The sequence below is a fragment of the Pseudomonas ulcerans genome (assembly GCF_036324125.1).
Classification (GTDB): Bacteria; Pseudomonadota; Gammaproteobacteria; order Pseudomonadales; family Pseudomonadaceae; genus Aquipseudomonas; species Aquipseudomonas ulcerans.
In genome coordinates, this window is record NZ_JAZDQN010000016.1 from 108937 (window position 1) to 128402 (window position 19466).

Here is a 19466-nt window from a genome sequence, read left to right on the forward strand (position 1 = left end):
GATCTGACTCATGGTAGGGGGTAGCGGCCTGGGCTTTGAATAGAAGCTATGTACTATGGCCCGTCGCCAGCAGCCTCCCGACAATTGTCGCGGCAAGGGAATGCCCTTGAAGCCTAATGGGAGGACAAGAAATGCAAGAAGCATCTGTCGGCACTCAGCCAACGTCACACGCCCCGATCGACCTGCGCTCCGTCAGCCGCCGCGAAGTGCTCGGCACCGAGCACAACAAGAGCGACGGCTACTTCAACCTGCTGGCCTACATCGCCTCGAATGCGATCGCAGGCGAGATCATGGCGGTGGAAAACTACTCGGAAATGGTCCCGCTGATGCCGGACACCGAGAGCAAGATCGAGACCGTCAAGCAGGCCCACGAAGAGTCCAAGCACATCCAGATGCTGGCTAGCCTCGGCAAGCGCCACGACTACAACGTCATGCGCGAGATCGTCGAACCGCAGTGGTTCAACATCCGCCGCCACTTCAGCACCGCCGTGCAGAACAAGGATCTGGCCGCCTGCCTGGTGATCCAGGACCTGATGACCGAAACCATGGCCATCGTGCTGTACCGCACCCTGGTGCGTCAGGGCGACCCGGACACCGCAGCACTGGCCAACAAGATCCTCGACGACGAGCTGGAGCACCTGGAAATCGGCCTGGCGCGTATCCGCAGCCTGATCGCCCAGGATCCGGAAGGCGTCCACGAGAGCCTGAAATGGGCTCACCACCGCGTCATGCCTGAGCTGTTCAGCATGGTCAGCACCGGCTGCCACTTCCTTTGCGACCGCCTGAACATCGATTGCGCTTCCCTGTCGCTGGGCGACCTGAAGACCGACATCGACGAAATCCGCATCGAGGCGCTGGATACCTATGTCGAGACCCTCGACAAGGCCGACTTCGACCCGGTGGTAACTGCCGCCCTGATCGAGTCGATGCAGACCTACGGCGGTACCCCGTCCTTGAACGCAGGGCTGGCCAACGCCTGAGCGTTGTTCCAGCCCGCCCATCAGTAACGGCGGAGCTTGTATGTCCGATAACACGACCTTAGCGCAGGGTGTTCGCGCCTTCTTCGAGTTCCTGCTCATGGATGGTGCCCTGCTCATTGGGCTTTTCCTGCTGGTCACCTGGTCCGTGGTGATGCTGCAGCAGAAGATGCCCTTTCAGGCGACCCAAGGCTCGCTGCTTGGCTCATCTGGCTGGCGTTCGGCCTTTGCTGCCAGCGTGGGCGGCGTGATTACCCCGTTCTGCTCGTGCTCAACCATTCCCGTGCTGAGCGGCATGCTCAGGGCGGGGGTGGGCTTCGTCCCGAGCTTCGCCTTTCTGGTGGCGTCCCCGGTGGTCAACGAAGGCGTCTTCATCCTGCTGTTCCTGACCGTCGGTTTCATCCCTGGGGCGGTGTTCATCATCGCTGGCCTTGCCCTGACCTCGGCTGCCGGCGTGATCGCAGGCCGCCTGGGCATGGCTAGGCACGTCACCATCACCCCGGCGCCACAGAGCAGCGCAACCTTCCTGGGGCAGAAAGTCGCCGCCTGGCCGGGCTGGCAACCGGCAAGCCGCTTCGCCTGGCTGGCCGCCAAACAGGAACTGCGCACCGTCGCACCGTACCTGCTGGTCGGCCTGCTGATCGGCGGGCTGATCTACGGCGCCGTGCCCAAGGACATGCTCATGGGCCTCGTCGATCGCCTGCCGGCCGCCTGGCTCTATCTCGCCTGTGCACTGGTCGGCGTGCCGCTCTATATCTCGCCCATCGCAGCACTGCCCATCGGCTTCGCGTTGATCGAGAAGGGCTTCCCGGTCGGACCGCTGGTGACCTTCCTCGTGGCCGCGATCGGCACCAGCCCGCCCGAGGTGATGCTGCTGTTCAGGCTTTTCAGACTCCCGTTGGTGATAGCCCACACCCTGACCGTCGTCCTCTGCGCCCTGGCGCTGGGCCTGGCCGTCGCTCTCGTGCTGTAACCACTCAATCAAGAGGGACAAGACATGTTCGGTTTCTTCAACAAGGCCTCGGACGCAGATATCGCCCAGGTCAAACGCGCGCTGGGCAACGATGCCGTAGTAGTGCTCTCCGCCAGTTGCTGCATGCCCGGTACCAACGAAGTCGATGAACAGATCGAGAAAGCGGCGCAGGCGGCTCTGGCTGCGGCCAAGCTCGAATGGCCGGTGCTGACCGTCACCGTGACAACGGCACAAACCATCCTGCCGAAGATCACCTCCGAGCTGAATGCAGCCGAAGGCGCACTGGCCCAGCAGGTGTCCGAGCTGTTCATGGCCCACGGCCTGAGCGCATTCCCGATCGTCATCGTCGATCAGAAACTGCTGTCCTACGGCGGCGTGCCTGACCAGGCGATGATTCAGGGCGCGTTGCCCGCTTCCACGGCGCCCAACGTGGCAAGCGGAGGAGCTCGATGAACACGCCTCTCCTGACCGCACGCCATGGAGGGCGTGTCTTCCTCACTGGCGGTACCGGTTTCCTGGGGGCCTTGATGGCCGCCCAGATGCTCAGCGATGGATGGGCGGATCATCTGGTCCTGCCATCCCGCCGTGAAGTCGAAACCGGCAACATTCCCGAGGAGGTCCAGCGCGAGCTATTCGCCCTGGGCAAAAACCCGGACGACGTTGCCGGACAGATCACCACGGTTCACTGGCAAGGCGCCGAAACCGCCACGGTCGAGCTGCTGGAAAACACCTTGCGCGCGGGCAAGGTGGACACCATCGTGCACTGCGCCGGGTGCCTGGACTACTTCGACAACGACGCCCTGCAGGCAATGAACGTCGATTTCACCGAAAGACTGACCATCGCAGCCAAGCGGGCCGGTGTGAGCTTCTTCATTTTTGTATCCACCGCGTACTCGGCGGGTTACTCCGGTGCACCAGTGCCCGAAACCGCTCTGAGCGAGCCGCCGAAAGACCCGACCAACTACACCCTGACCAAGCGCGCTGCCGAGCGGGTCGTGGCCGAATGCGGCATTCCCTTCCTCGTCGTGCGCCCGTCGATCGTCATCGGCAGCTCGGTAGACGGACGCTACAGCGGCAAGCGCTACGGCCTATATCAGCAATGGATGGGCATCGAACGGCTGCTGTCGGACCGGCACCACGCCGAACTGCACACCGTTGCCACTGACCAGGCGCTCAACCTGCTGCATCAGGACGTGTTCCAGGCCAGTATCGCCAGCATCTTCCGCAGGGTGCCTGCAGGGGAATACGTGAACCTGGTGGTGGACGACCAGACCAGCCCGTCCATGCGCGACCTGTGGCGAGTCTTCTGCGAAGTCACCCGCCCTAACACGGTGATCTTCTACGACAGCCTGCAGGACGTGGACCTCAAGGCCATCAACATCCGCCAGCGCGGCTACCTGACCTTCGCCCAGACCAACCTGGAGATCGGTGCCTACCCATGAGCATTCGATCGCCAATGGCTGCGAACCTTGCGTGAGCATGGACTGCACTTCACCGAAACCACGATGGAAACGCTGAAGGTGTGCCAGGACCGGTTCGTTCGCTCCTCCCAACCCATTCAGCGCTACCTCGAACGCTTTGCTGCGGATCTGCCGGCACGTACCGAGTTCCGCCACCATCTGGACACCCTGGACCTCGCTGCCAATGAACATGCTTGATACCGCAGCCACAAGGCTGGAACCCTGGCAGCGGGAGCTGATGCACATTGCCTCCGTGGTAGGCGACGATCTCGACCGTGAGGCAAATGGCGCCGACTCACCGCGCACGCTCTGGTGGGGCGGCGCGTACTCCGACCTGCTCGCCATGTGCGCCGATGCCTTCCGTGGCGAACTGCTTATCGCAGACCACGAACCGCGCTCCCTGCGTAAAAGCACGGCGCTGGTCAGCAAGGCCCGGGCCGTTCGACTCATGGCGCTGCCGGACCTGTCCCGCGATGCCGGCGTGATCGAGACGCTGCTCCAAGGCGCGGTGCTGCGCGACATCGACGGCTACCTCGCCCTGGAGGAAAAGCTGCGCTTCGGGATCGAGCGTTCTCCTGCCGTAGCGACAGGCAGGGCCAGCCGGATCGTCATGGACTTCACCCTGAACCGGGTCAGCGCCGAAGCCGAGCAGCAACTACTGGCCGAGGCCTTCCGCGCACTCAGCCTGACCGGCTCCGTTGTCTGCGGGGTACTGGTGAGCGACGAGCCATTGGCGTCCCTGCACAACGTCCGCTCCGCGCCGGCCGGTGCACCGCTCAGGATTCCAGCCGAGACCGCCGTCATTGCTGCCTTCGAACGCGCAGGCTTTCACGGGATAACCCTGCACTGGTCGGCGACGGCCCATGAAGCCATCGACAGGATCGGTGATGCGGAAGTCCGGATGTGCACGGTCCAGGCCTACAAGGGCAAGCAAGGGCCTTGCTGGGAACTGGGCCAGGCCGTCATGTACCGGGGGCCGTGGAGCGAAGTCCGTGACGACGATGGCCACGTGTATCGGCGCGGGGAGCGGGTTGCTGTGTGTGCCAAGACCTACGACCTCATGATGCGGGCACCCTATGAAGGTTCGTTCCTCGGGCTGCGCAGCGTGAACGAGCCGCCACTGGCCGAAGCGGTGCTGTTCGACTGCAATACGCCGGCATTGAGAGACCCGAAGGTGACCAAGGGGCTGGCACCGTTTGAAGGGGCTCAAGCGGCAGCTTGCTGCTCGGGTTCAACTGGATGCTGCTGACGCCCTGTCAGTAGCCATTGTCGTGAGGGGCCGTATGGGCCATATAATCCCCAACCGGCCCCCTCATACGCACCCACCAAGCGCTGACGGGGTCACAATCAGCAGGGAGTGCGGACTATGGAACATGTCGAAAACACCTGGCAGGGGCTTGAGGACTTTCTCCAGACAGCCCCGGCTCGGGATCTGGACATCGACTGTACGGCCGTAGGTATCGCCTCCGTCAAAGGGCCCACGGTCCACTTCAAGGAAATCCTCTTCCTCGAAGGAGAGATTCACGAAGACCCTGAAACCCTGCAAAGCCACTGCGCTTCGCTTGTTGCACTCTGGGCTGCGGTCAAAGCCCCCTCCCTCATCGACCTCGGTCAGTGCTCCTGCATCGGCCGCCGCCTGCTCCTCCAGGAGCCGACCCTGGGCAGGCGCTTCGCCATTCACGCTACCGAGATAAACGACAGTACCCTGCTATTTGCAGTCATTAGCTCGACCAAGCGCTGGAAGGATGTCGAGACGGTCAAATGCCTGATAACGGAGCTGGTGGCGCTTGCCGATCATGTCAGTGACAAGAACGACTTGAGAGCCGAAGAGACCGAGGCCCAGCAGGACACCGGTCTGAACTGGTATCAGTTCACAAGTCGCGAAGTAGACATCCTGAAGCTGGTTGCCGCTGGGAACAGTAACAAGCAGATCGCCCGCGAACTGGGCTCAAGCCCTAACACTGTGCGGAACCAGATTCATGCGCTGTTCAGGAAGGCTGAGGTGACGAATAGGACTGAGTTGGCGTTGAGGGTTGCTGCGGCGACCTAATGTTGCGCGCCTCAGGACGGGTCCAAAGCGATTCGACCAGCAATTGAGTTACATTGATCGGCCGACCGTAACCCAAAAGCCTAGTGAGGCGTGCGATTTAACGCGACCCTGTCGTCATCTGCGTCTCGCCTGAATACACCAGGGGCCCATGGCGTGCATGTGCGCTTGGATGACTTGCGGCACCATCTTGGAACCGTCTATTTCTGGAGGTGTGAGCAGAAGGTCGAGGAATGGGGATTCGTAGTCAACGGCAAGTAACGGTCCATCCGAATGAAACCCACACTACAGGTCAACAACTACGACGCCAACGATCCAGCACCATGCATTACCGGAGAAATATCTTTATGGCAAACCAGTCAGCCACCCCAAGGAAACTTGGGAGCGAAACTGCAAGGAAGCTACGGTTACCCTACTAGGCCCAACGCTGCGGGCAGCCCCGCTCCGACAGCAGCGCTCACGAGTGGATGCTCAAGGAACTTACTCAGCAGTCCTTTGGCTTCTTCTTTCTCACTAACGGAGGCATGGGCTGACTCAATGGCGGCCAGGACTTCCTTCATCGCGACTTGCAGATTCTGAACGTTGTGATCGCCTATCTGTATGCCCGTGGAGCCGTGGATTGTGATGTGATTCGTGGTCGTGCCGGTGGCCGCTTTTGGCCTGGCTCGAACCTTGGCCAGCTCAATTGCAAAGCAACCATCCATCCCGCCTAGGCCGCTCTGGTAGTTAACGTCCTCAACATCGAATTCCACCCTAGAGCCATTAGGTAGTAGTTGGAAAATTTTGTCCCCTTCCACTACATCCACATCATTCCCAATGATCGTTAGGCGCGGCTGAGTGAAGCAGCATGAATGCCGCCCAACCTCTCGCCCTCCACGCTCTACGACTACGGTGTCTTCTTCCATATCAGCGAATGGGTTCACGTCCAGTCCTCGGTTGAGAATCGAATTGCCATCATAGGCTCTCCTCTTTTTCACTGCCAGCGGGTCAGTTTGGCTCAGCATGGAGGCACCTCATAGATCGAAGGACGCTATCCATGATCTGCCAACGGTCGAAACGCTCCCTCCCCCTGTTACTGGAAACGGTTAGGGTCTCAGCTGTCTCTCCAGCATCACTGGCCTCTGATCTGAGATATGGAGAGCAGCCTGCACTTCGGAATCAGTTCAGCACCACGCAGAAAGTGATGAAAAACCGGATCACCACAGGACGCCCTAATGAGTCCTATTTTTTGCTCACTGTGCGATCGGTTTGCCACCATGTCGTCGCTTGCTTGCTTGCACGCTCCAAAAGCGTGCTATACCCAGATCAAGGATCGTGGTACTCAGCCGATAGGGGATGTATCAGGAGGGGCGTAGCTCGACCACTCGTCAGCTGCTTTGGGACGCCCTACTGGTTCTATTGACTAATGGATACATGCGCCCATAATTTCGCGCCCGCGAACCCGTAATGCCCATGGATGGCGCAAGAGAGGTGACTCTTGATTTTTTCCGAACAAAAAGTAGCCCAAATGGCGGCTTTCTTTTTGGCTCGCCGCGAGGGCCCAATGGCCCACATCAAGCTGATGAAGCTGCTCTATTTGGCTGATCGCTTGAGCATGGAGCGCTATGACGCTCCTATGTCAGATGATGCCCAATGCAACATGAAAAACGGTCCAGTTCTCTCTGCAACCTTCGACCTGATGAAAGGCACCCGCAGAAGTGAAGCATGGAGCTCGTTCATTTCCCCAATCCACGATAACGAAGTGTCTCTGCAGAGAGACTTTGCATGGGATGAGCTTGATGAGCTGTCTCGGGCCGATTTGAAAGTTCTCGACGAAGTGTTCGTCAAGTTCGGTCACATGAAGCGCTGGGACCTAGTGGAGTATGTCCATACTCTCCCTGAATGGGAGAACCCAGGCGACACCAGCAAGCCGATCGACCCTGAAGTAACCTTCAAATCCTTTGGGCTCAACGAGATGCAAGCTCATGAAAAGGTGGGGATGCTTCGAAGCCGCAAGTTGCTTGGTTTGAAACTCGCTGAGATGAAGTGATGCCGCCAAGGACTGTCTTTCAGCAGGGAACGCTCTTCATCCTCACTGGCCCTACACGCCACCTTCACGTCGTTATGAACGATCCGGTTCACTGCGGAGAGTTGAACGATATGAGCGTGCTGGTGGTGAATTTCTCAACTGTTCAGCCCGGAGCCTTTCATGATCCTGCATGCGTGCTCCAGGCAGGCTGCCATCCGTTCATCACTCGCGAGAGCTTTGTCGTCTATAGAGGGGCCACTGTGCTGAGAGTCCCGCGCCTGGAAGACCAGATTATCGCAGGGCATGTACGACCCGACTCACCTGTCAGCCAAAACGTATACAACCAAGTCCGAGCCGGCTTCGATGTGTCAGACTTGGTTGCAGCTAAAATCTCTCGCTATCTACGCAGACACGGCATCTAGGTATCTGCGATCAGGTCCGGAAGGTGGCTTGGCGGGACGGTTGCGTCTAGAAGCTAGTGTTTTGTACCAACAAAGCCGCCTGTGATGGCGGCTTTTTGGTGTAAAGGCCTTACGAGGGTCAAGTTTTAACCAATCGTAGATTGGGCTTCTTTCTGGGTACGGTAACCGGTTGAGCTGCCAAGTCTCCGCTTATGGCAACGGGAGCCATACTGAACAGGATTGGAATCAGGTCATCGACCGTGACATCCAACTCTCTTGCAATTCCGCTCAAGGAGCGACCGGTATCTCTAGCGAGCCCCAAGACTTTTTGAAGCACCTGTGACGTTTCTCTCTGAGAACTCTCCGGCTCCTGAGTTCTGGCCCCCATCGTGGAAAGCTCGATACAGATACTTCTATAGATCCACTCCGAGAGGACGCTGGTTTTGTGAAGGCGGTAGGCCAACGCCATCGCCGAGACATTCCAGAGCTTTTTGGCGCGCACAATGTCCTTCACAGAGCGAATGTTCCAGCCGTGAGCGAGGATGCTTTGATAGGGCATGAGAAAGGCTGACGCGAAAGCATTCGCCTCGTTCTCCACCTCTTTACCCTTGTTGCTGCCATGTCTGTGCAACACCAAGTGCCCGAGCTCATGGGCGGCATCAAACCGACTCGCCTCTGCAGACTTCTGGGTATTCAGGAAAACGAACGGCGTGGTGCCTTTTCTCCAACAAGAAAATGCGTTGACCTGATTGGTTTCTTCGGCCAAGGAAAAAACTCTGACGCCCTTCAGCTCAAGAAGGTGTACCAGATTTCTAATGGGTAACTGACCTAACCCCCACTCAACACGTACCGCCTCTGCAGCTGCCTCCGGATCCATACCGGAACAGTCCGGAACCATAGGGCTCGGCAAATTGAATCGCGAATCGATCCAGTCGCTTAGCATGTACGCAATACCACCGGCAGCAAGAGCTGCATCACGCTGGCCAGCAGTCATTCGTGAAAAGGAACGGAAGCTCGCATTTTCTTCCGTTGGGGCCTCGACATCGCGACCGCTAAAAAACGTAATCGGAAAGCCAAGGGCTTGAGCAATGCTGCCCAAGCTCTCTTCTGTTGGGAGCTGATCCCCACTCTCGTACAAAGAAATCGTCTTGCTGCTGAGCAATGTTGCGTCCGCAAGCGATTTCTTGGTCCATCCACGGCGTTGACGAGCTAGCACCAAACGGGCCGGATTGAAATCGCTTATGTCGTTCATGTTCTCGGTGTCACAGGAATATCGATAGAAGGACTGGTGTCCGACCCACCGAAATCGTCGGGGGCATTAAGGTTCAGGGGCGGCATGATAAAGCGCGGCTGCCATCCGTCAACCTTGCCGTTATCGGCCATGTTCATCGGCCTAGAGAGCTCGTAATACACGACCTGGTTTTCCACATCGACGTAGAAAAGCAGCATCCAAAGAATCTGCTCAGCAGTCGCGTCTAGTGGGAGTCGTTGTCTATCGCTGGGTTCCACCGGGAACATGTCCATTTGGCGAACATTGTAGTGAACGCTGCGACTGGTCCGGTTGCCTCTCTTGTTACGTGTGAGCGGTATGGCATAGGGGTTGCCCGTATTCTCATCACCGCAACACAGGGTGATCGCATGCTTGTTATCTGGGGAAACAATCCTTGGCTGATTACTAGGATCCGTGGGCTTCCAGCCTTTGGGAATGGTCAACGCACGAAGCGCCTCCGTCCCATAGATCCAAGCCAATGTGCCCCTTGAGCCTTTCGGCTGCAGTGGGCCGGCATTCGAGGCCACGCGGTAGCACTGGAGAACGATCGTGCGTAGCTCTTCAGCGGTAATGCCCAGCAAACGCTCAATCGCTTGCTCAGGTGGCAAGCTCTCGACTTGATTCAGAAAATCCATGGACATAGGGGAAACTCTCTTGTCGGGTTCCGTTTTTTATACATCAATCGATGTAGAAAAAAAAGAAGCGCACTAAGAGTCACTCGATGCCTACAGGCGAGCCTCAGAGAAAGGGCGGATAGAATCCGTCAGCCCACTACCGCATTAAGCGACTATCACCCCCAATGACTCGCAAGTAGCTTGCGGTGCGCCATGGATCCAAACACTTTCAGATGAGGAATCTCAAGGAAAAGGGGCAGAAATTGCAATGTTTCCCAGCATGTTAACCAGCGAGAGTCGGGGCCAAGCTCGAACTCTTTCGAAATTCAGATCCTCCACCCTGCTAGCCCTGCGCTAGCCCGCCGCAAAAACAAAAAAGGCCTGCATCGCTGCAAGCCTTGATTTTACTGGTGCCGGAGACAGGAATCGAACCTGCGACCTTCGCGTTACGAGTGCGCTGCTCTACCGACTGAGCTACACCGGCGTGGCAGCAACGCTACCACTGCCGCGAGGGTTACGCAATTGACTGTTTCATAACGACTATTGAGCGGTGCTGGTACAACCGGTGGGGGCGTGGTCGGTGCTGGCATCGGTGCTGCAGGCCCAACCGCTGGCGGAGCGGGTCAGGGTGATGACCTTGCCCTGCACCGCGGCCGGGGCGTCGAGCAGGGTGCAGGCGAGGCTGCCGGTGCCGTTGGCAGCCGTCGCGGTGGCGGCGATGGCGCAATGGACCGTGCGTTCCTGGCCGCCCAGCTGGGTCGGGCTGGCGATGTCCTGGCCCTGGGACAGGCGTACTTCGAAGGCAGTCTTGAGTGCACTGATCTCGGCGAAGCCGGCGGTGGTCTTGGTCCGCGCCTGGTGGTCGGTGTAGAGCGGCAAGGCGATGGTCAGCAACAGCCCGATAATGGCGATTACGATCATCAGCTCGATCAAGGTGACACCACGCTGCATCCTCATTGGACGTACTCCCAATACTGCATTTCTTCAGGTCATTTCGGTCGGGGCTGCCGACAGGCGCGCCAGTAGGCCCGATCCGACATCTTTTGTCACCTCGCTGAAACAAGCCAGACGGGATGGCTCGTCTACTCTAGTGCGGGCCGGGTAATGATGCCGGCTGGAGCTGTAACGGGACTTGTGCCCCACCATTCGCAACAAGGACGTCGCCACCACCATGAAAACCAGAACCTACAGCTGGCAGGGAGTCGACCGTAACGGCGCCCGGGTCAGCGGCCGCAGCGACGGGCAGAGCCCGGCGCTGGTCAAGGCCATGCTGCGCAAGCGCGGTATTCGCACCACGCGTATCCGCCACTCCCGGCACCTCGTGGCACTGAAGCTGTCGCGTGAACTCAACCCGACCCAACTCACCCAGCTCAGCCGCCATCTCGCCACCCTGTTCCAGGCCGGCATCCCCCTGCTTCACGGCCTCGACATCATCGCCGACGGCAGCCGCCACCCGCGCATGATCCACCTGCTCGCGACACTCAAGCGCGACATCAGCGCCGGCCACAGCCTGTCCGAGGCGCTGCGCAAGCATCCGCGCTATTTCGACACCCTGTACTGCAACCTGGTGGCGGTGGGCGAAGCCTCGGGGCGGCTCGACACCCTCCTCGACCAGTTGGCGACCTACCAGGAAAAACGCGCAGTCCTGCGCGCGCGGATGCGCAAGGCGATGATCTATCCGCTGCTGGTGTTGGCGGTCGGGATGGGGGTGTCGAGCCTGCTGCTGTTGCACGTGGTGCCACAGTTCGAGGTGCTGTTCGCCGGCATGGGCTCGGAGCTGCCGCCCTTCACCCGCATGGTCATCGGACTCGCCGACTGGTTCTCCGCGCACCTGCTGGCATTGAGCATGGCCCTGTTGCTGACGGCGTTCGGCGTGCGCCAGGCGTTCAGGCATCATCCAGCCTTCCATCTGCGGGTCCTCGGCCTGGGTCATCGCCTGCCGGTGGTGGGCACACTGCTGAAGCACGCAGCCATGGCCCGCTTCGCCCGCACCCTGTGCACCTGTCTCGCCGCCGGTATCCCGCTGGTGGAGGCGCTGGAGCCCGTGGCCAGGGCGAGTGGCAACGCCTTGTATGAACAGGCCATCCGCCGCCTGCGCCACGACCTTGGCAACGGCCTGTCGCTGAGCGTGGCGATGCGCGCCAGCCCCCTGTTCCCCAACCTCTGCGTACAGATGTGCGGCATCGGCGAGACATCCGGTACGCTCGACGATATGCTCAACCGCATCGCCAACCATCACGAGCAGTCGATCGACCAGTTGATGGAAAACCTGACCAGCCTGCTGGAACCGGTGATCGTGCTGGTCCTCGGCGTGCTGATCGGCAGCCTGGTGATCGCCATGTACCTGCCAATCTTCCAGTTGGGTAATGTGATCTGACCATGAGCCTGTGGGACCTTCTTGCCAGCCAGCCGTCGATCTACCTCGGTTGCGCCGCACTTTTCGGGCTGCTTGTCGGCAGCTTCCTCAACGTGCTGGTGCACCGCCTGCCGCTGATGATGGAACGCCGCTGGCAGGAGGAAGCCCGCGAAGCGCTGGCGTTGCCGGCGCAACCCGCTGACGGGCGCTTCGACCTGTTTCTGCCCGCCTCCCATTGCCCCGCCTGCCGCCAGCGCATCCGCCCCTGGGAGAACGTCCCGCTGCTCAGCTATGCCTGGCTGCGCGGGCGTTGCTCCGGCTGCAAGACCCGCATCAGCCCGCGCTACCCGCTGGTGGAACTGGCCAGCGCCGGACTGGCCCTGTTCGCCGCCTGGCACTTCGGCGTCGGCACCAGCTCGCTGGCGTTCATGCTGCTGAGCTGGGGGCTGCTGTCCCTGAGTCTGATCGACATCGACCATCACCTGCTACCCGATGCCCTCGTGCTGCCCTTGCTATGGCTGGGACTGATCGTCAATGCCTTCGAGCTGTTCGTCACCCTGGACCAGGCGCTGTGGGGCACAGTCGCCGGGTACCTGAGCCTGTGGTCGGTGTACTGGCTGTTCCGCCTGATTACCGGCAAGGAGGGCATGGGCTACGGGGACTTCAAGCTGCTGGCGATGCTCGGCGCCTGGGGCGGTTGGCAGATCCTGCCGTTCACCCTGCTGTTCAGCTCCCTGTTCGGCGCGATCCTCGGCCTGATCCTGCTGAAAACCAGCGGCAAGCAAGCCAGCACACCGATCCCCTTCGGTCCCTACCTGGCACTGGCGGGCTGGATCGCGCTGCTCTGGGGTGGTCAAATACCCACTTCTTTCCTGTCTTTCGCTGGATCCTGATGACCAAACCCGCTTTCACCCCCTGGATTCTCGGCCTCACCGGAGGCATCGGCAGTGGCAAGAGCGCAGCCGCGCAGCGCTTCGTCGAACTGGGCGTGCACCTGGTGGACGCCGACCAGGCCGCACGCTGGGTGGTCGAACCCGGTCGCCCTGCCCTCGCCAGCCTGGTCGAACGCTTCGGCTCCGGCGTACTGCTGGAGGACGGCCAGCTCAATCGCGCCGCGCTGCGCGAGCTGATCTTCGCCGATGCCGAGCAGCGCCGCTGGGTCGAAGCCCTGCTGCACCCGCTGATCGGCCAGGAGATCTTCAGCTACCTGGCCAAGGCCGAGTCGCCCTATGCCGTCTTCGTCTCGCCGCTGATGATCGAATCCGGCCAGTACCAGCGTACCGACCGCCTGCTGGTGATCGATGCGCCGCAAAGCCTGCAGGTGGAGCGCACCCTGCTGCGCGACCAGACCAGCCCGGAGCAGGTCCAGGCAATCCTCAAGGCCCAGGCCAGCCGCGAAGAACGCCTGCGCCACGCCGACGACATCCTGGTCAACGACCGCGACATCGCCTGGCTGCACGCCGAGGTCGACCGCCTGCACAACTTCTACCTGACTTTGCGAGGAGGCCGCGAATGAGCCAGCCCGTCACCGTTGATTGCCCGACCTGCGGCGCCCCCGTCGAATGGACCAGCGCCAGTACCTACCGCCCCTTCTGCTCCGATCGCTGCAAACTGATCGACCTCGGCGCCTGGGCCGCCGAGGAACACAAGATTCCGGTAGCCCCGGATGCCGAGGACGAACTGTTCTCCGGCGAATTCATCCCGCGCGAGCCGCATTAAGGCTCGTCATCCTTCCACGGGGCCTGCAGATAGCGGGTCCTGTTGAAGGTCTCCAGCCACTCCGGACAGAACACCACCAGCGCACTGACCACCATCCCGTTGATGAAGGCTTCGGGAAAGATGATCAGCCACAGGTAGCCGACGAAGTCCTCCAGCCACACCGGCATGGCGAACAGCCCGTCCAGCCACAGCACGCCCAGGCTCGCCAGCAGGCAGAGCAGCGCCGACAGCGCCGCAGCGAAGAATCCCGAACAGAAGATATAGACGAACAGATTGCGCGGCTGCGCCCGCTCGACAAGGATCGCGCAGCATTCGGTGACCAACACCGGCAGGCCGATCAGCAGCACGCCGTTGACGCCCACGGCGGCGAGGTCCTGGCGGCCGAGGGCAAGCAGGCCGATCTGGGCCAGGAAGGCTCCGAGCACGGCCAGTGGCCAGTCCAGCAACAGGGTCACGGCGGTCATGCCGATGAAGTGGAAGGACACCCCGGTATCGAACTCCCGGCGCACCAGCCACAGGGCGAACAGGGCAAACACCGTGCCGAAGAACAGGTGCTGGCGGCGGCTGTCAGTGCAGAGCTCGACCCAGGGCGCACGCGCCGCTGCCCAGGCCAGCAAGGGCACGAAGACCAGCCAGCCCAGCGTCAGGCTGAAATCCGACAACAGTTGCGCGGCAATCACGACAGGCAGCCCTTCTTCACGAGGAGTTTTCGCAGTCTACACCCGCCCTGTCGCGCTGCCCTGCGCTGGAGCAGGCAAAACCGACCAGAATCAGCCACTTGCTCCGCGAACGTCATGATTGAGCGCTAAGCTTGTTTCCATGGACGACTCAGACTACCTGCGCCTGCTGACCATCCAGGCCGAACAAGCCAATGCGTTCCTGTCCAATGCCCGCAAATGGGAGCGCGAGCGTTGGGTCTGCCAGCGCCTGCTGCAAGGCTTGAACATTCCCTACCGCAGCGAGGACTTCACCGCCGCCGGGCAGGAGCCACCGGACGTGCTGTTCCGCGATGCGGCGTTCGAAGTGTTTTTCGTACTGGACGAAGGACGCCGCCTGAACGACGAATGGCGCGAGGAGCTGCAGCGCCGACGCAGCGCGTTTTCCCTGGCGCAACTGGTGCGGCGCGAAGCGCGGCCACGGCGGATCGGCGCGCCTGAACTGCTGCTACGACTGGCGCCGACCTTGCGCAAGAAAGCGCACAACTACCGCGAACGCGGGCTTGATCTGGGCGAGCTGGACATCATTGCGTTCGCCAGCCTGAAGCGCGAGACGCTGGACCTCAACAGTCATTTCCCTCCGCCCACCGAGTATCTGCGCCAGGGCTGGCGCTCGTTGTCGCTTGTAGGGCCAACCTTTGCCCGGGTCATCTTTGCCCATCCCGATGCGCCGGATTTCCTGCGCAGCAACCTGGGGCGCAGCATTGTGTTCGATGTCGGGATCAGTCTCTGACACTTTCTGTGCTCGCACGGGCTTCATCGCTGGCAAGCCAGCTCCCACAGGGTCCGTGGAGATCCTGCCAAAGCGGGATGGCATAAATTCTTCGGCGGTGATACAAAGCGCAATCATTCGCTCTTGAACCCAGCAGTTGCCGGCAGGTACGCCAGTGGCAAACGGCTACAGTGAACCCTGTAGCTTTCCCACAACTCCAAGCGTCTACTTGCCGAGGCCAACATGACCAGCCGCCTGACCCCCGAAGACCAGCGACGTGTCGATCAGTACCTGCAAGCCCCCCACCACCAAGTCGAGCGCAAGCCTTTCCGGCCGTGGCTGCTCCTTGTCCTGGTGGTCGGCGTGACAGTGGGTCTGGGCCTGTTGAGCCGCCTCCTGAGTATGTTGGTGCTATGAGCTGCCTCGCGCTCGCCCGCTCCGCCCGCCCCGTGCGGCCGGCCACTCAGGACCCGAATTCCGTAAACCTTATGAGATATCCCCATGACTCACTGTATCGTGATTGTCGGCGGCGGCGCCGGCGGCCTGGAACTGGCGACCCGCCTGGGCAAGACCCTGGGTAAGAAAGGCAGCGCCGAGATCACCCTGGTCGATGCCAACCTGACCCACATCTGGAAACCCCTGCTGCACGAAGTGGCCGCCGGCTCGCTGAACTCCTCGGAAGACGAACTGAACTACGTGGCCCAGGCCAAGTGGAATCACTTCCAGTTCCAGCTCGGCCGCATGAGCGGGCTCGACCGCGCCGGCAAGCAGATCCAGCTGGCCGCCACCCTCGATGAAGAGGGCCGCGAGCTGCTGCCCGCGCGCATCCTGGCCTACGACACCCTGGTCATCGCCGTCGGCAGCAACACCAACGACTTCGGTACCCTCGGCGCGGCCCAGCACTGCCTGTTCCTCGACACCCGCAAGCAGGCCGAGCGCTTCCACCAGCAACTGCTGAATCACTACCTGCGCGCCCACGCCGGCGACCAGGCCCGGGAGAAGATCAGCGTCGCCATCGTCGGCGCCGGCGCCACCGGGGTCGAACTGGCCGCCGAGCTGCACCACGCGGCCCACGAACTGGCAGCCTACGGCCTGGACCGGATCAAGCCGGAAGACATGCACATCACCATCATCGAGGCGGGCCCGCGGGTCCTGCCGGCGCTGCCGGAGCGCATCAGCGTGCCGGTGCACCAGACCCTGGAAAAACTCGGGGTGAAGGTGATGACCAACGCCGCGGTAAGCGAAGTCACGGCCGACAGCCTGAAAACTGCCAATGGCGATGTCATCGAGGCTGGATTGAAGGTCTGGGCAGCGGGCATTCGGGCGCCGGCGTTCCTCAAGGATATCGACGGCCTGGAAACCAACCGGATCAACCAGCTGGTGGTGCGTCCTACGCTGCAAACCACCCTGGATGACGATATCTTCGCCTTCGGTGACTGCGCAGCCTGCCCGCAGCCGGGCAGCGACCGCAACGTGCCACCACGTGCCCAGGCCGCGCACCAGCAAGCCTCGCTGCTGGCGAAGAGCCTGAAGGCACGCCTGGAAGGCAAGCCACTGGCGACCTACGCCTACCGCGACTACGGCTCGCTGGTCTCGCTGTCGCGCTTCTCGGCAGTGGGCAACCTGATGGGCAACCTGACGGGCAGCGTGATGCTGGAAGGCTGGCTGGCGCGGATGTTCTATGTGTCGCTGTACCGCATGCACCAGATGGCGCTGTATGGCACTTTCCGCACCTTGATGCTGATGCTGGGCAGCCGCATCGGTCGTGGTACCGAACCGCGACTCAAGCTGCACTGATCGAGTGAAACGAAACCGGGCCCATCAGGGCCCGGTTTTTTCATGCCTCAATGATGCTCGCCGTGCGCCCCGCCCGGCTTGCCGTCCAGCGAGATCCGCACGTTCTGCATCATGCCCTGGTCCTCGTGGTCGAGGATGTGGCAGTGCAGCACGAACTCGCCGATATAGCGCTGGTAACGGGTCTTCACATAGACGGTGTAGTACTTGTTGCTGTCCTTGTTCAGCGGCTTGACGAACAAGGTGTCCTTCCACACGCCCTTCAGGCCGATGTACTGCTGGTCGCCATCAGTGTCGGGTTTCGCATCCGGTGCACTCAGGTCCTTGCCGTCCGGCCCGATGATCTTCTCGATCTGGAACGGGTTGACGTGGATATGGAACGGGTGGCCGGCCAGTGCCGATTGCAGTACCCAGCGCTGCGCATCCCCCAGCTTCAGCTCGCGGCTGACCACTGCCGGATCATACGGCTGCGCGTTGTCCGCCGTCGTACCGATGGCGAACTCGGTGTCGCCTTTGCTGTTGGTGCTGATCTTGAACACCAGATGCTGTTCATCCCCGGACAACTCGCTGTCCTCGATGCTGCGATGGGGCACGAAGCTGCTCAGCGACAGGTCCTTCTGCAGGTCGGCGACCACTTTGTCGCGCACGCTGCCTTCCGGCATGTTGACCTTGGCCGCGGCCACCAGTGTGTCGCGGATGTAGCCGTCGAGATTGCTCACCGCCTGGCCGCCTTCGGCATCGACGAAGCCGAGCAACTGGTGATTGCTGCTGAGCTGGGTCACACCGCCGTTGGCGGGTTCGGCAAGGTCGATCACGCAGTAGCGGCCTTTCTCCGGGAACGTCACCAGCAGGTCGTTGCGGTAGCCCGGTTGCAGGGTCAGTTGGTCCTTGTGCTGGGCCTTGGCATAGGTCAGGCCGTCCGCAGCGATCACTTCGTACGGCACGGGAGTACCGCTGCAGTTCTGCGCGATGAACTCCGCCGACTTGGCCGCCGCCACGCCCTTGATGCTTTGCTGGGCGGCGCTGTCCTTGAGCTTGACGAAGCGCAGGTTGACGGTATCGCGGACACCGGCATGCACCACACGCCAGCGCTGGACTTCACCGGTGCGAGCCTCGAAGGTCGGCTGGACCAGGCCGTTGACGCTGGTGTAGCGCCCGGAGTCCTGCCAGTCGCCAGGACCGAACTGGTCGTAGGACTCCACGACGCCGACTTCGCCCTTGTTGCAGCTCCAGTCGACCACCTCGGTCGGCTTGCCATTCTTGATGACGGTCTTCTTCTTGATCGGGCCATGCCCGGCAGCGCCGACACAGGCGTACGGGATCTGTTGCAGCACCAGCAGGCGCTCGATGAAGTCCTGGCCCGGGATCGGCTTGAGCAGGGTATCGATATCGCCATTGGCCTCGGCGCTCGGCAGACGATCACCACGGATGATCAGCGCACCAGCCATGCCGCTGCCTACCTGCAGCGCGGTGGAGCCATGCAGGTGCGGGTGGTACCAGAAGGTGCCAGCCGGGTGGTCGGACGGGATGTTGTACTCGTACTGGAACTTCTGCTCCGGCTTGATCTGCAGCAGCACGTTGTCGCTGTTGCCCGTCGGGCTCACCCACAGGCCGTGAGAGTGCAGGTTGGTGCCATTGAAGCAATGCGGGGTATTGATCGACGCTGGAGGCTGGAGGCAACTCGGGTCGGTTGGCAGACTGTTGTCGAGGTTGATACGCACGGTGTCGCCCGGCGTGACCTCGATGGTCGGCGCCACGAACGGGACGCGTGGATCTACGTCGGTACCGTGGTAACTGCGCAGATAGACCGGCACCTGTTGCTGGGTCGCCGGATCGTAGATGTAGTTGTTGGTGTACTCGATGGTCAGGTCCAGCAACCGCTCGTGGCCCGCATGCGGATTGAGTACCGCATTGCTCGGCGCCGTCGATTTCATCAGCAAGGTGCCACGGGCTTCCTTGAGGGTCGGCGCAAGTTGCTGAATGGGGGGCGGGTTGCTGAACGCCCGGGCCTGCTCCTCTGCCTGGGCTGTTGCCCCGGCGCACATCAGCGCCAGCGCAGTGAGCCCGAAGGGCCAGTTTCGGTGAAGTCCTGTCATGCCAATTGCTCCTGCAGCGTTTCGTCTGAAACGAAGATGAGGCGGGCATGGACCAGGCTCCCCCGCCTGCCACGACCACCGTTGGCGCAGGGGAAAGCGCGAATCCTGGATTCGAGCCGAAGGAGTTGTGGCTAAATGCTATCCCTGCGCCGCCAACCCTAGTGAAAACAGGGGCGGGAGCGCAACAGGAAAATATCGGGACGCAAACGAAAAAGGGCACCCTTGTGAGGTGCCCTTCTTCTGAAGATGGTCGGGGTAAGGGGATTCGAACTCCTGACATCCTGCTCCCAAAGCAGGCGCGCTACCGGACTGCGCTATACCCC

21 protein-coding genes and 1 tRNA gene are annotated in these 19466 nt (G+C 61.2%); 15 read left to right on the forward strand and 7 right to left on the reverse strand.

Annotated features, from left to right (window positions below; all coding sequences use genetic code 11):
- Positions 1-131: 131 nt before the first annotated feature.
- The 7 genes from V0R59_RS16425 to V0R59_RS16455 all read left to right on the forward strand — a co-directional run bounded on the left by V0R59_RS16425 (position 132) and on the right by V0R59_RS16455 (position 5460).
- The gene (locus V0R59_RS16425; RefSeq protein ID WP_157969679.1) at positions 132-980 is read left to right on the forward strand and encodes a ferritin-like fold-containing protein; all 849 of its coding nucleotides are present in this window, start codon (positions 132-134) and stop codon (positions 978-980) included.
- 40 nt (positions 981-1020) lie between these two features.
- Positions 1021-1950, forward strand: coding sequence for a permease (locus tag V0R59_RS16430; protein WP_330076112.1), 930 nt, complete (start codon positions 1021-1023; stop codon positions 1948-1950).
- Between the two features lie 24 nt (positions 1951-1974).
- A complete protein-coding gene (locus tag V0R59_RS16435; protein WP_330076111.1) occupies positions 1975-2403 on the forward strand; it encodes a hypothetical protein in 429 nt (142 codons plus the stop codon).
- Complete coding sequence (locus tag V0R59_RS16440; protein ID WP_330076110.1) at positions 2400-3392, forward strand: SDR family oxidoreductase; 993 nt, start codon at positions 2400-2402, stop codon at positions 3390-3392. Before V0R59_RS16435 ends, V0R59_RS16440 begins: the two co-directional genes overlap by 4 nt.
- A gap of 63 nt (positions 3393-3455) precedes the next feature.
- Positions 3456-3608 carry a hypothetical protein gene (locus tag V0R59_RS16445; RefSeq protein ID WP_330076109.1) on the forward strand — a complete coding sequence of 51 codons (153 nt, stop codon included), beginning with the start codon at positions 3456-3458 and terminating at the stop codon, positions 3606-3608.
- Positions 3595-4659: a hypothetical protein gene (locus V0R59_RS16450; protein WP_330076108.1), complete on the forward strand. Its 1065-nt coding sequence runs from the start codon at positions 3595-3597 to the stop codon at positions 4657-4659. The genes V0R59_RS16445 and V0R59_RS16450 overlap by 14 nt, the downstream gene beginning before the upstream one ends.
- Before the next feature lie 117 nt (positions 4660-4776).
- The gene (locus tag V0R59_RS16455) at positions 4777-5460 is read left to right on the forward strand and encodes a response regulator transcription factor (RefSeq protein WP_075804443.1); all 684 of its coding nucleotides are present in this window, start codon (positions 4777-4779) and stop codon (positions 5458-5460) included.
- A 404-nt stretch (positions 5461-5864) separates the two neighbouring features.
- Here V0R59_RS16455 and V0R59_RS16460 read toward each other — a convergent pair whose 3' ends face one another.
- Complete coding sequence (locus V0R59_RS16460; RefSeq protein WP_330076107.1) at positions 5865-6461, reverse strand: RIP homotypic interaction motif-containing protein; 597 nt, start codon at positions 6459-6461, stop codon at positions 5865-5867.
- 473 nt (positions 6462-6934) lie between these two features.
- Between V0R59_RS16460 and V0R59_RS16465 the strand changes: the two genes are divergently transcribed.
- A complete protein-coding gene (locus V0R59_RS16465) occupies positions 6935-7486 on the forward strand; it encodes a Panacea domain-containing protein (protein ID WP_330076106.1) in 552 nt (183 codons plus the stop codon).
- A 519-nt stretch (positions 7487-8005) separates the two neighbouring features.
- Here the strand turns inward: V0R59_RS16465 and V0R59_RS16470 are convergent.
- From V0R59_RS16470 to V0R59_RS16485, 4 genes are all read right to left on the reverse strand, one after another.
- Positions 8006-9118 carry a helix-turn-helix domain-containing protein gene (locus V0R59_RS16470; protein ID WP_330076105.1) on the reverse strand — a complete coding sequence of 371 codons (1113 nt, stop codon included), beginning with the start codon at positions 9116-9118 and terminating at the stop codon, positions 8006-8008.
- A complete protein-coding gene (locus V0R59_RS16475) occupies positions 9115-9777 on the reverse strand; it encodes a hypothetical protein (protein ID WP_330076104.1) in 663 nt (220 codons plus the stop codon). The genes V0R59_RS16470 and V0R59_RS16475 overlap by 4 nt, the downstream gene beginning before the upstream one ends.
- A 381-nt stretch (positions 9778-10158) precedes the next feature.
- Positions 10159-10234: transfer RNA gene (locus V0R59_RS16480), tRNA-Thr, on the reverse strand.
- A gap of 56 nt (positions 10235-10290) precedes the next feature.
- Complete coding sequence (locus V0R59_RS16485) at positions 10291-10707, reverse strand: pilin (protein WP_330076103.1); 417 nt, start codon at positions 10705-10707, stop codon at positions 10291-10293.
- Positions 10708-10921: 214 nt separating this feature from the next.
- On the opposite strand from V0R59_RS16485, the gene V0R59_RS16490 reads away from it, so the two are divergent.
- The 4 genes from V0R59_RS16490 to yacG are packed head-to-tail and all read left to right on the forward strand — an operon-like array spanning position 10922 to position 13825.
- A complete protein-coding gene (locus V0R59_RS16490) occupies positions 10922-12127 on the forward strand; it encodes a type II secretion system F family protein (RefSeq protein WP_330076102.1) in 1206 nt (401 codons plus the stop codon).
- Between the two features lie 2 nt (positions 12128-12129).
- Positions 12130-12999, forward strand: a complete 870-nt coding sequence (locus V0R59_RS16495) for a prepilin peptidase (protein ID WP_330076101.1) — start codon at positions 12130-12132, stop codon at positions 12997-12999.
- The gene (coaE, locus tag V0R59_RS16500) at positions 12999-13622 is read left to right on the forward strand and encodes a dephospho-CoA kinase (protein ID WP_330076100.1); all 624 of its coding nucleotides are present in this window, start codon (positions 12999-13001) and stop codon (positions 13620-13622) included. The genes V0R59_RS16495 and coaE overlap by 1 nt, the downstream gene beginning before the upstream one ends.
- Complete coding sequence (gene yacG / locus V0R59_RS16505; protein ID WP_330076099.1) at positions 13619-13825, forward strand: DNA gyrase inhibitor YacG; 207 nt, start codon at positions 13619-13621, stop codon at positions 13823-13825. Before coaE ends, yacG begins: the two co-directional genes overlap by 4 nt.
- On the opposite strand, the gene V0R59_RS16510 is transcribed toward yacG, so the two are convergent.
- Positions 13822-14505, reverse strand: a complete 684-nt coding sequence (locus tag V0R59_RS16510) for an energy-coupling factor ABC transporter permease (RefSeq protein ID WP_330076098.1) — start codon at positions 14503-14505, stop codon at positions 13822-13824. The two genes, yacG and V0R59_RS16510, sit on opposite strands and share 4 nt — an antisense overlap.
- A 139-nt stretch (positions 14506-14644) precedes the next feature.
- Between V0R59_RS16510 and V0R59_RS16515 the strand changes: the two genes are divergently transcribed.
- From V0R59_RS16515 to V0R59_RS16525, 3 genes are all read left to right on the forward strand, one after another.
- The gene (locus tag V0R59_RS16515; protein ID WP_330076097.1) at positions 14645-15274 is read left to right on the forward strand and encodes a DUF1780 domain-containing protein; all 630 of its coding nucleotides are present in this window, start codon (positions 14645-14647) and stop codon (positions 15272-15274) included.
- A gap of 222 nt (positions 15275-15496) precedes the next feature.
- Complete coding sequence (locus V0R59_RS16520; RefSeq protein WP_330076096.1) at positions 15497-15670, forward strand: DUF3094 family protein; 174 nt, start codon at positions 15497-15499, stop codon at positions 15668-15670.
- Positions 15671-15754: 84 nt separating this feature from the next.
- Positions 15755-17050, forward strand: a complete 1296-nt coding sequence (locus tag V0R59_RS16525) for an NAD(P)/FAD-dependent oxidoreductase (RefSeq protein WP_330076095.1) — start codon at positions 15755-15757, stop codon at positions 17048-17050.
- Between the two features lie 47 nt (positions 17051-17097).
- Here V0R59_RS16525 and V0R59_RS16530 read toward each other — a convergent pair whose 3' ends face one another.
- Positions 17098-19143, reverse strand: a complete 2046-nt coding sequence (locus V0R59_RS16530) for a multicopper oxidase family protein (RefSeq protein ID WP_330076094.1) — start codon at positions 19141-19143, stop codon at positions 17098-17100.
- Between the last annotated feature and the right edge of the window lie 323 nt (positions 19144-19466).

Excerpts from the sequence above, each read along its gene's own strand:
- V0R59_RS16525 (WP_330076095.1), top strand. The coding sequence starts at position 15,755 with ATGACTCACTGTATCGTGATTGTCGGCGGCGGCGCCGGCGGCCTGGAA.
- V0R59_RS16520 (WP_330076096.1), top strand. The coding sequence starts at position 15,497 with ATGACCAGCCGCCTGACCCCCGAAGACCAGCGACGTGTCGATCAGTAC.
- V0R59_RS16460 (WP_330076107.1), bottom strand. The coding sequence starts at position 6,461 with ATGCTGAGCCAAACTGACCCGCTGGCAGTGAAAAAGAGGAGAGCCTAT.
- V0R59_RS16455 (WP_075804443.1), top strand. The coding sequence starts at position 4,777 with ATGGAACATGTCGAAAACACCTGGCAGGGGCTTGAGGACTTTCTCCAG.
- V0R59_RS16495 (WP_330076101.1), top strand. The coding sequence starts at position 12,130 with ATGAGCCTGTGGGACCTTCTTGCCAGCCAGCCGTCGATCTACCTCGGT.
- V0R59_RS16475 (WP_330076104.1), bottom strand. The coding sequence starts at position 9,777 with ATGTCCATGGATTTTCTGAATCAAGTCGAGAGCTTGCCACCTGAGCAA.
- V0R59_RS16435 (WP_330076111.1), top strand. The coding sequence starts at position 1,975 with ATGTTCGGTTTCTTCAACAAGGCCTCGGACGCAGATATCGCCCAGGTC.
- V0R59_RS16515 (WP_330076097.1), top strand. The coding sequence starts at position 14,645 with ATGGACGACTCAGACTACCTGCGCCTGCTGACCATCCAGGCCGAACAA.
- V0R59_RS16470 (WP_330076105.1), bottom strand. The coding sequence starts at position 9,118 with ATGAACGACATAAGCGATTTCAATCCGGCCCGTTTGGTGCTAGCTCGT.
- V0R59_RS16430 (WP_330076112.1), top strand. The coding sequence starts at position 1,021 with ATGTCCGATAACACGACCTTAGCGCAGGGTGTTCGCGCCTTCTTCGAG.
- V0R59_RS16425 (WP_157969679.1), top strand. The coding sequence starts at position 132 with ATGCAAGAAGCATCTGTCGGCACTCAGCCAACGTCACACGCCCCGATC.
- V0R59_RS16485 (WP_330076103.1), bottom strand. The coding sequence starts at position 10,707 with ATGAGGATGCAGCGTGGTGTCACCTTGATCGAGCTGATGATCGTAATC.
- V0R59_RS16530 (WP_330076094.1), bottom strand. The coding sequence starts at position 19,143 with ATGACAGGACTTCACCGAAACTGGCCCTTCGGGCTCACTGCGCTGGCG.
- yacG (WP_330076099.1), top strand. The coding sequence starts at position 13,619 with ATGAGCCAGCCCGTCACCGTTGATTGCCCGACCTGCGGCGCCCCCGTC.
- V0R59_RS16445 (WP_330076109.1), top strand. The coding sequence starts at position 3,456 with ATGGAAACGCTGAAGGTGTGCCAGGACCGGTTCGTTCGCTCCTCCCAA.
- V0R59_RS16450 (WP_330076108.1), top strand. The coding sequence starts at position 3,595 with ATGAACATGCTTGATACCGCAGCCACAAGGCTGGAACCCTGGCAGCGG.
- V0R59_RS16490 (WP_330076102.1), top strand. The coding sequence starts at position 10,922 with ATGAAAACCAGAACCTACAGCTGGCAGGGAGTCGACCGTAACGGCGCC.
- coaE (WP_330076100.1), top strand. The coding sequence starts at position 12,999 with ATGACCAAACCCGCTTTCACCCCCTGGATTCTCGGCCTCACCGGAGGC.
- V0R59_RS16440 (WP_330076110.1), top strand. The coding sequence starts at position 2,400 with ATGAACACGCCTCTCCTGACCGCACGCCATGGAGGGCGTGTCTTCCTC.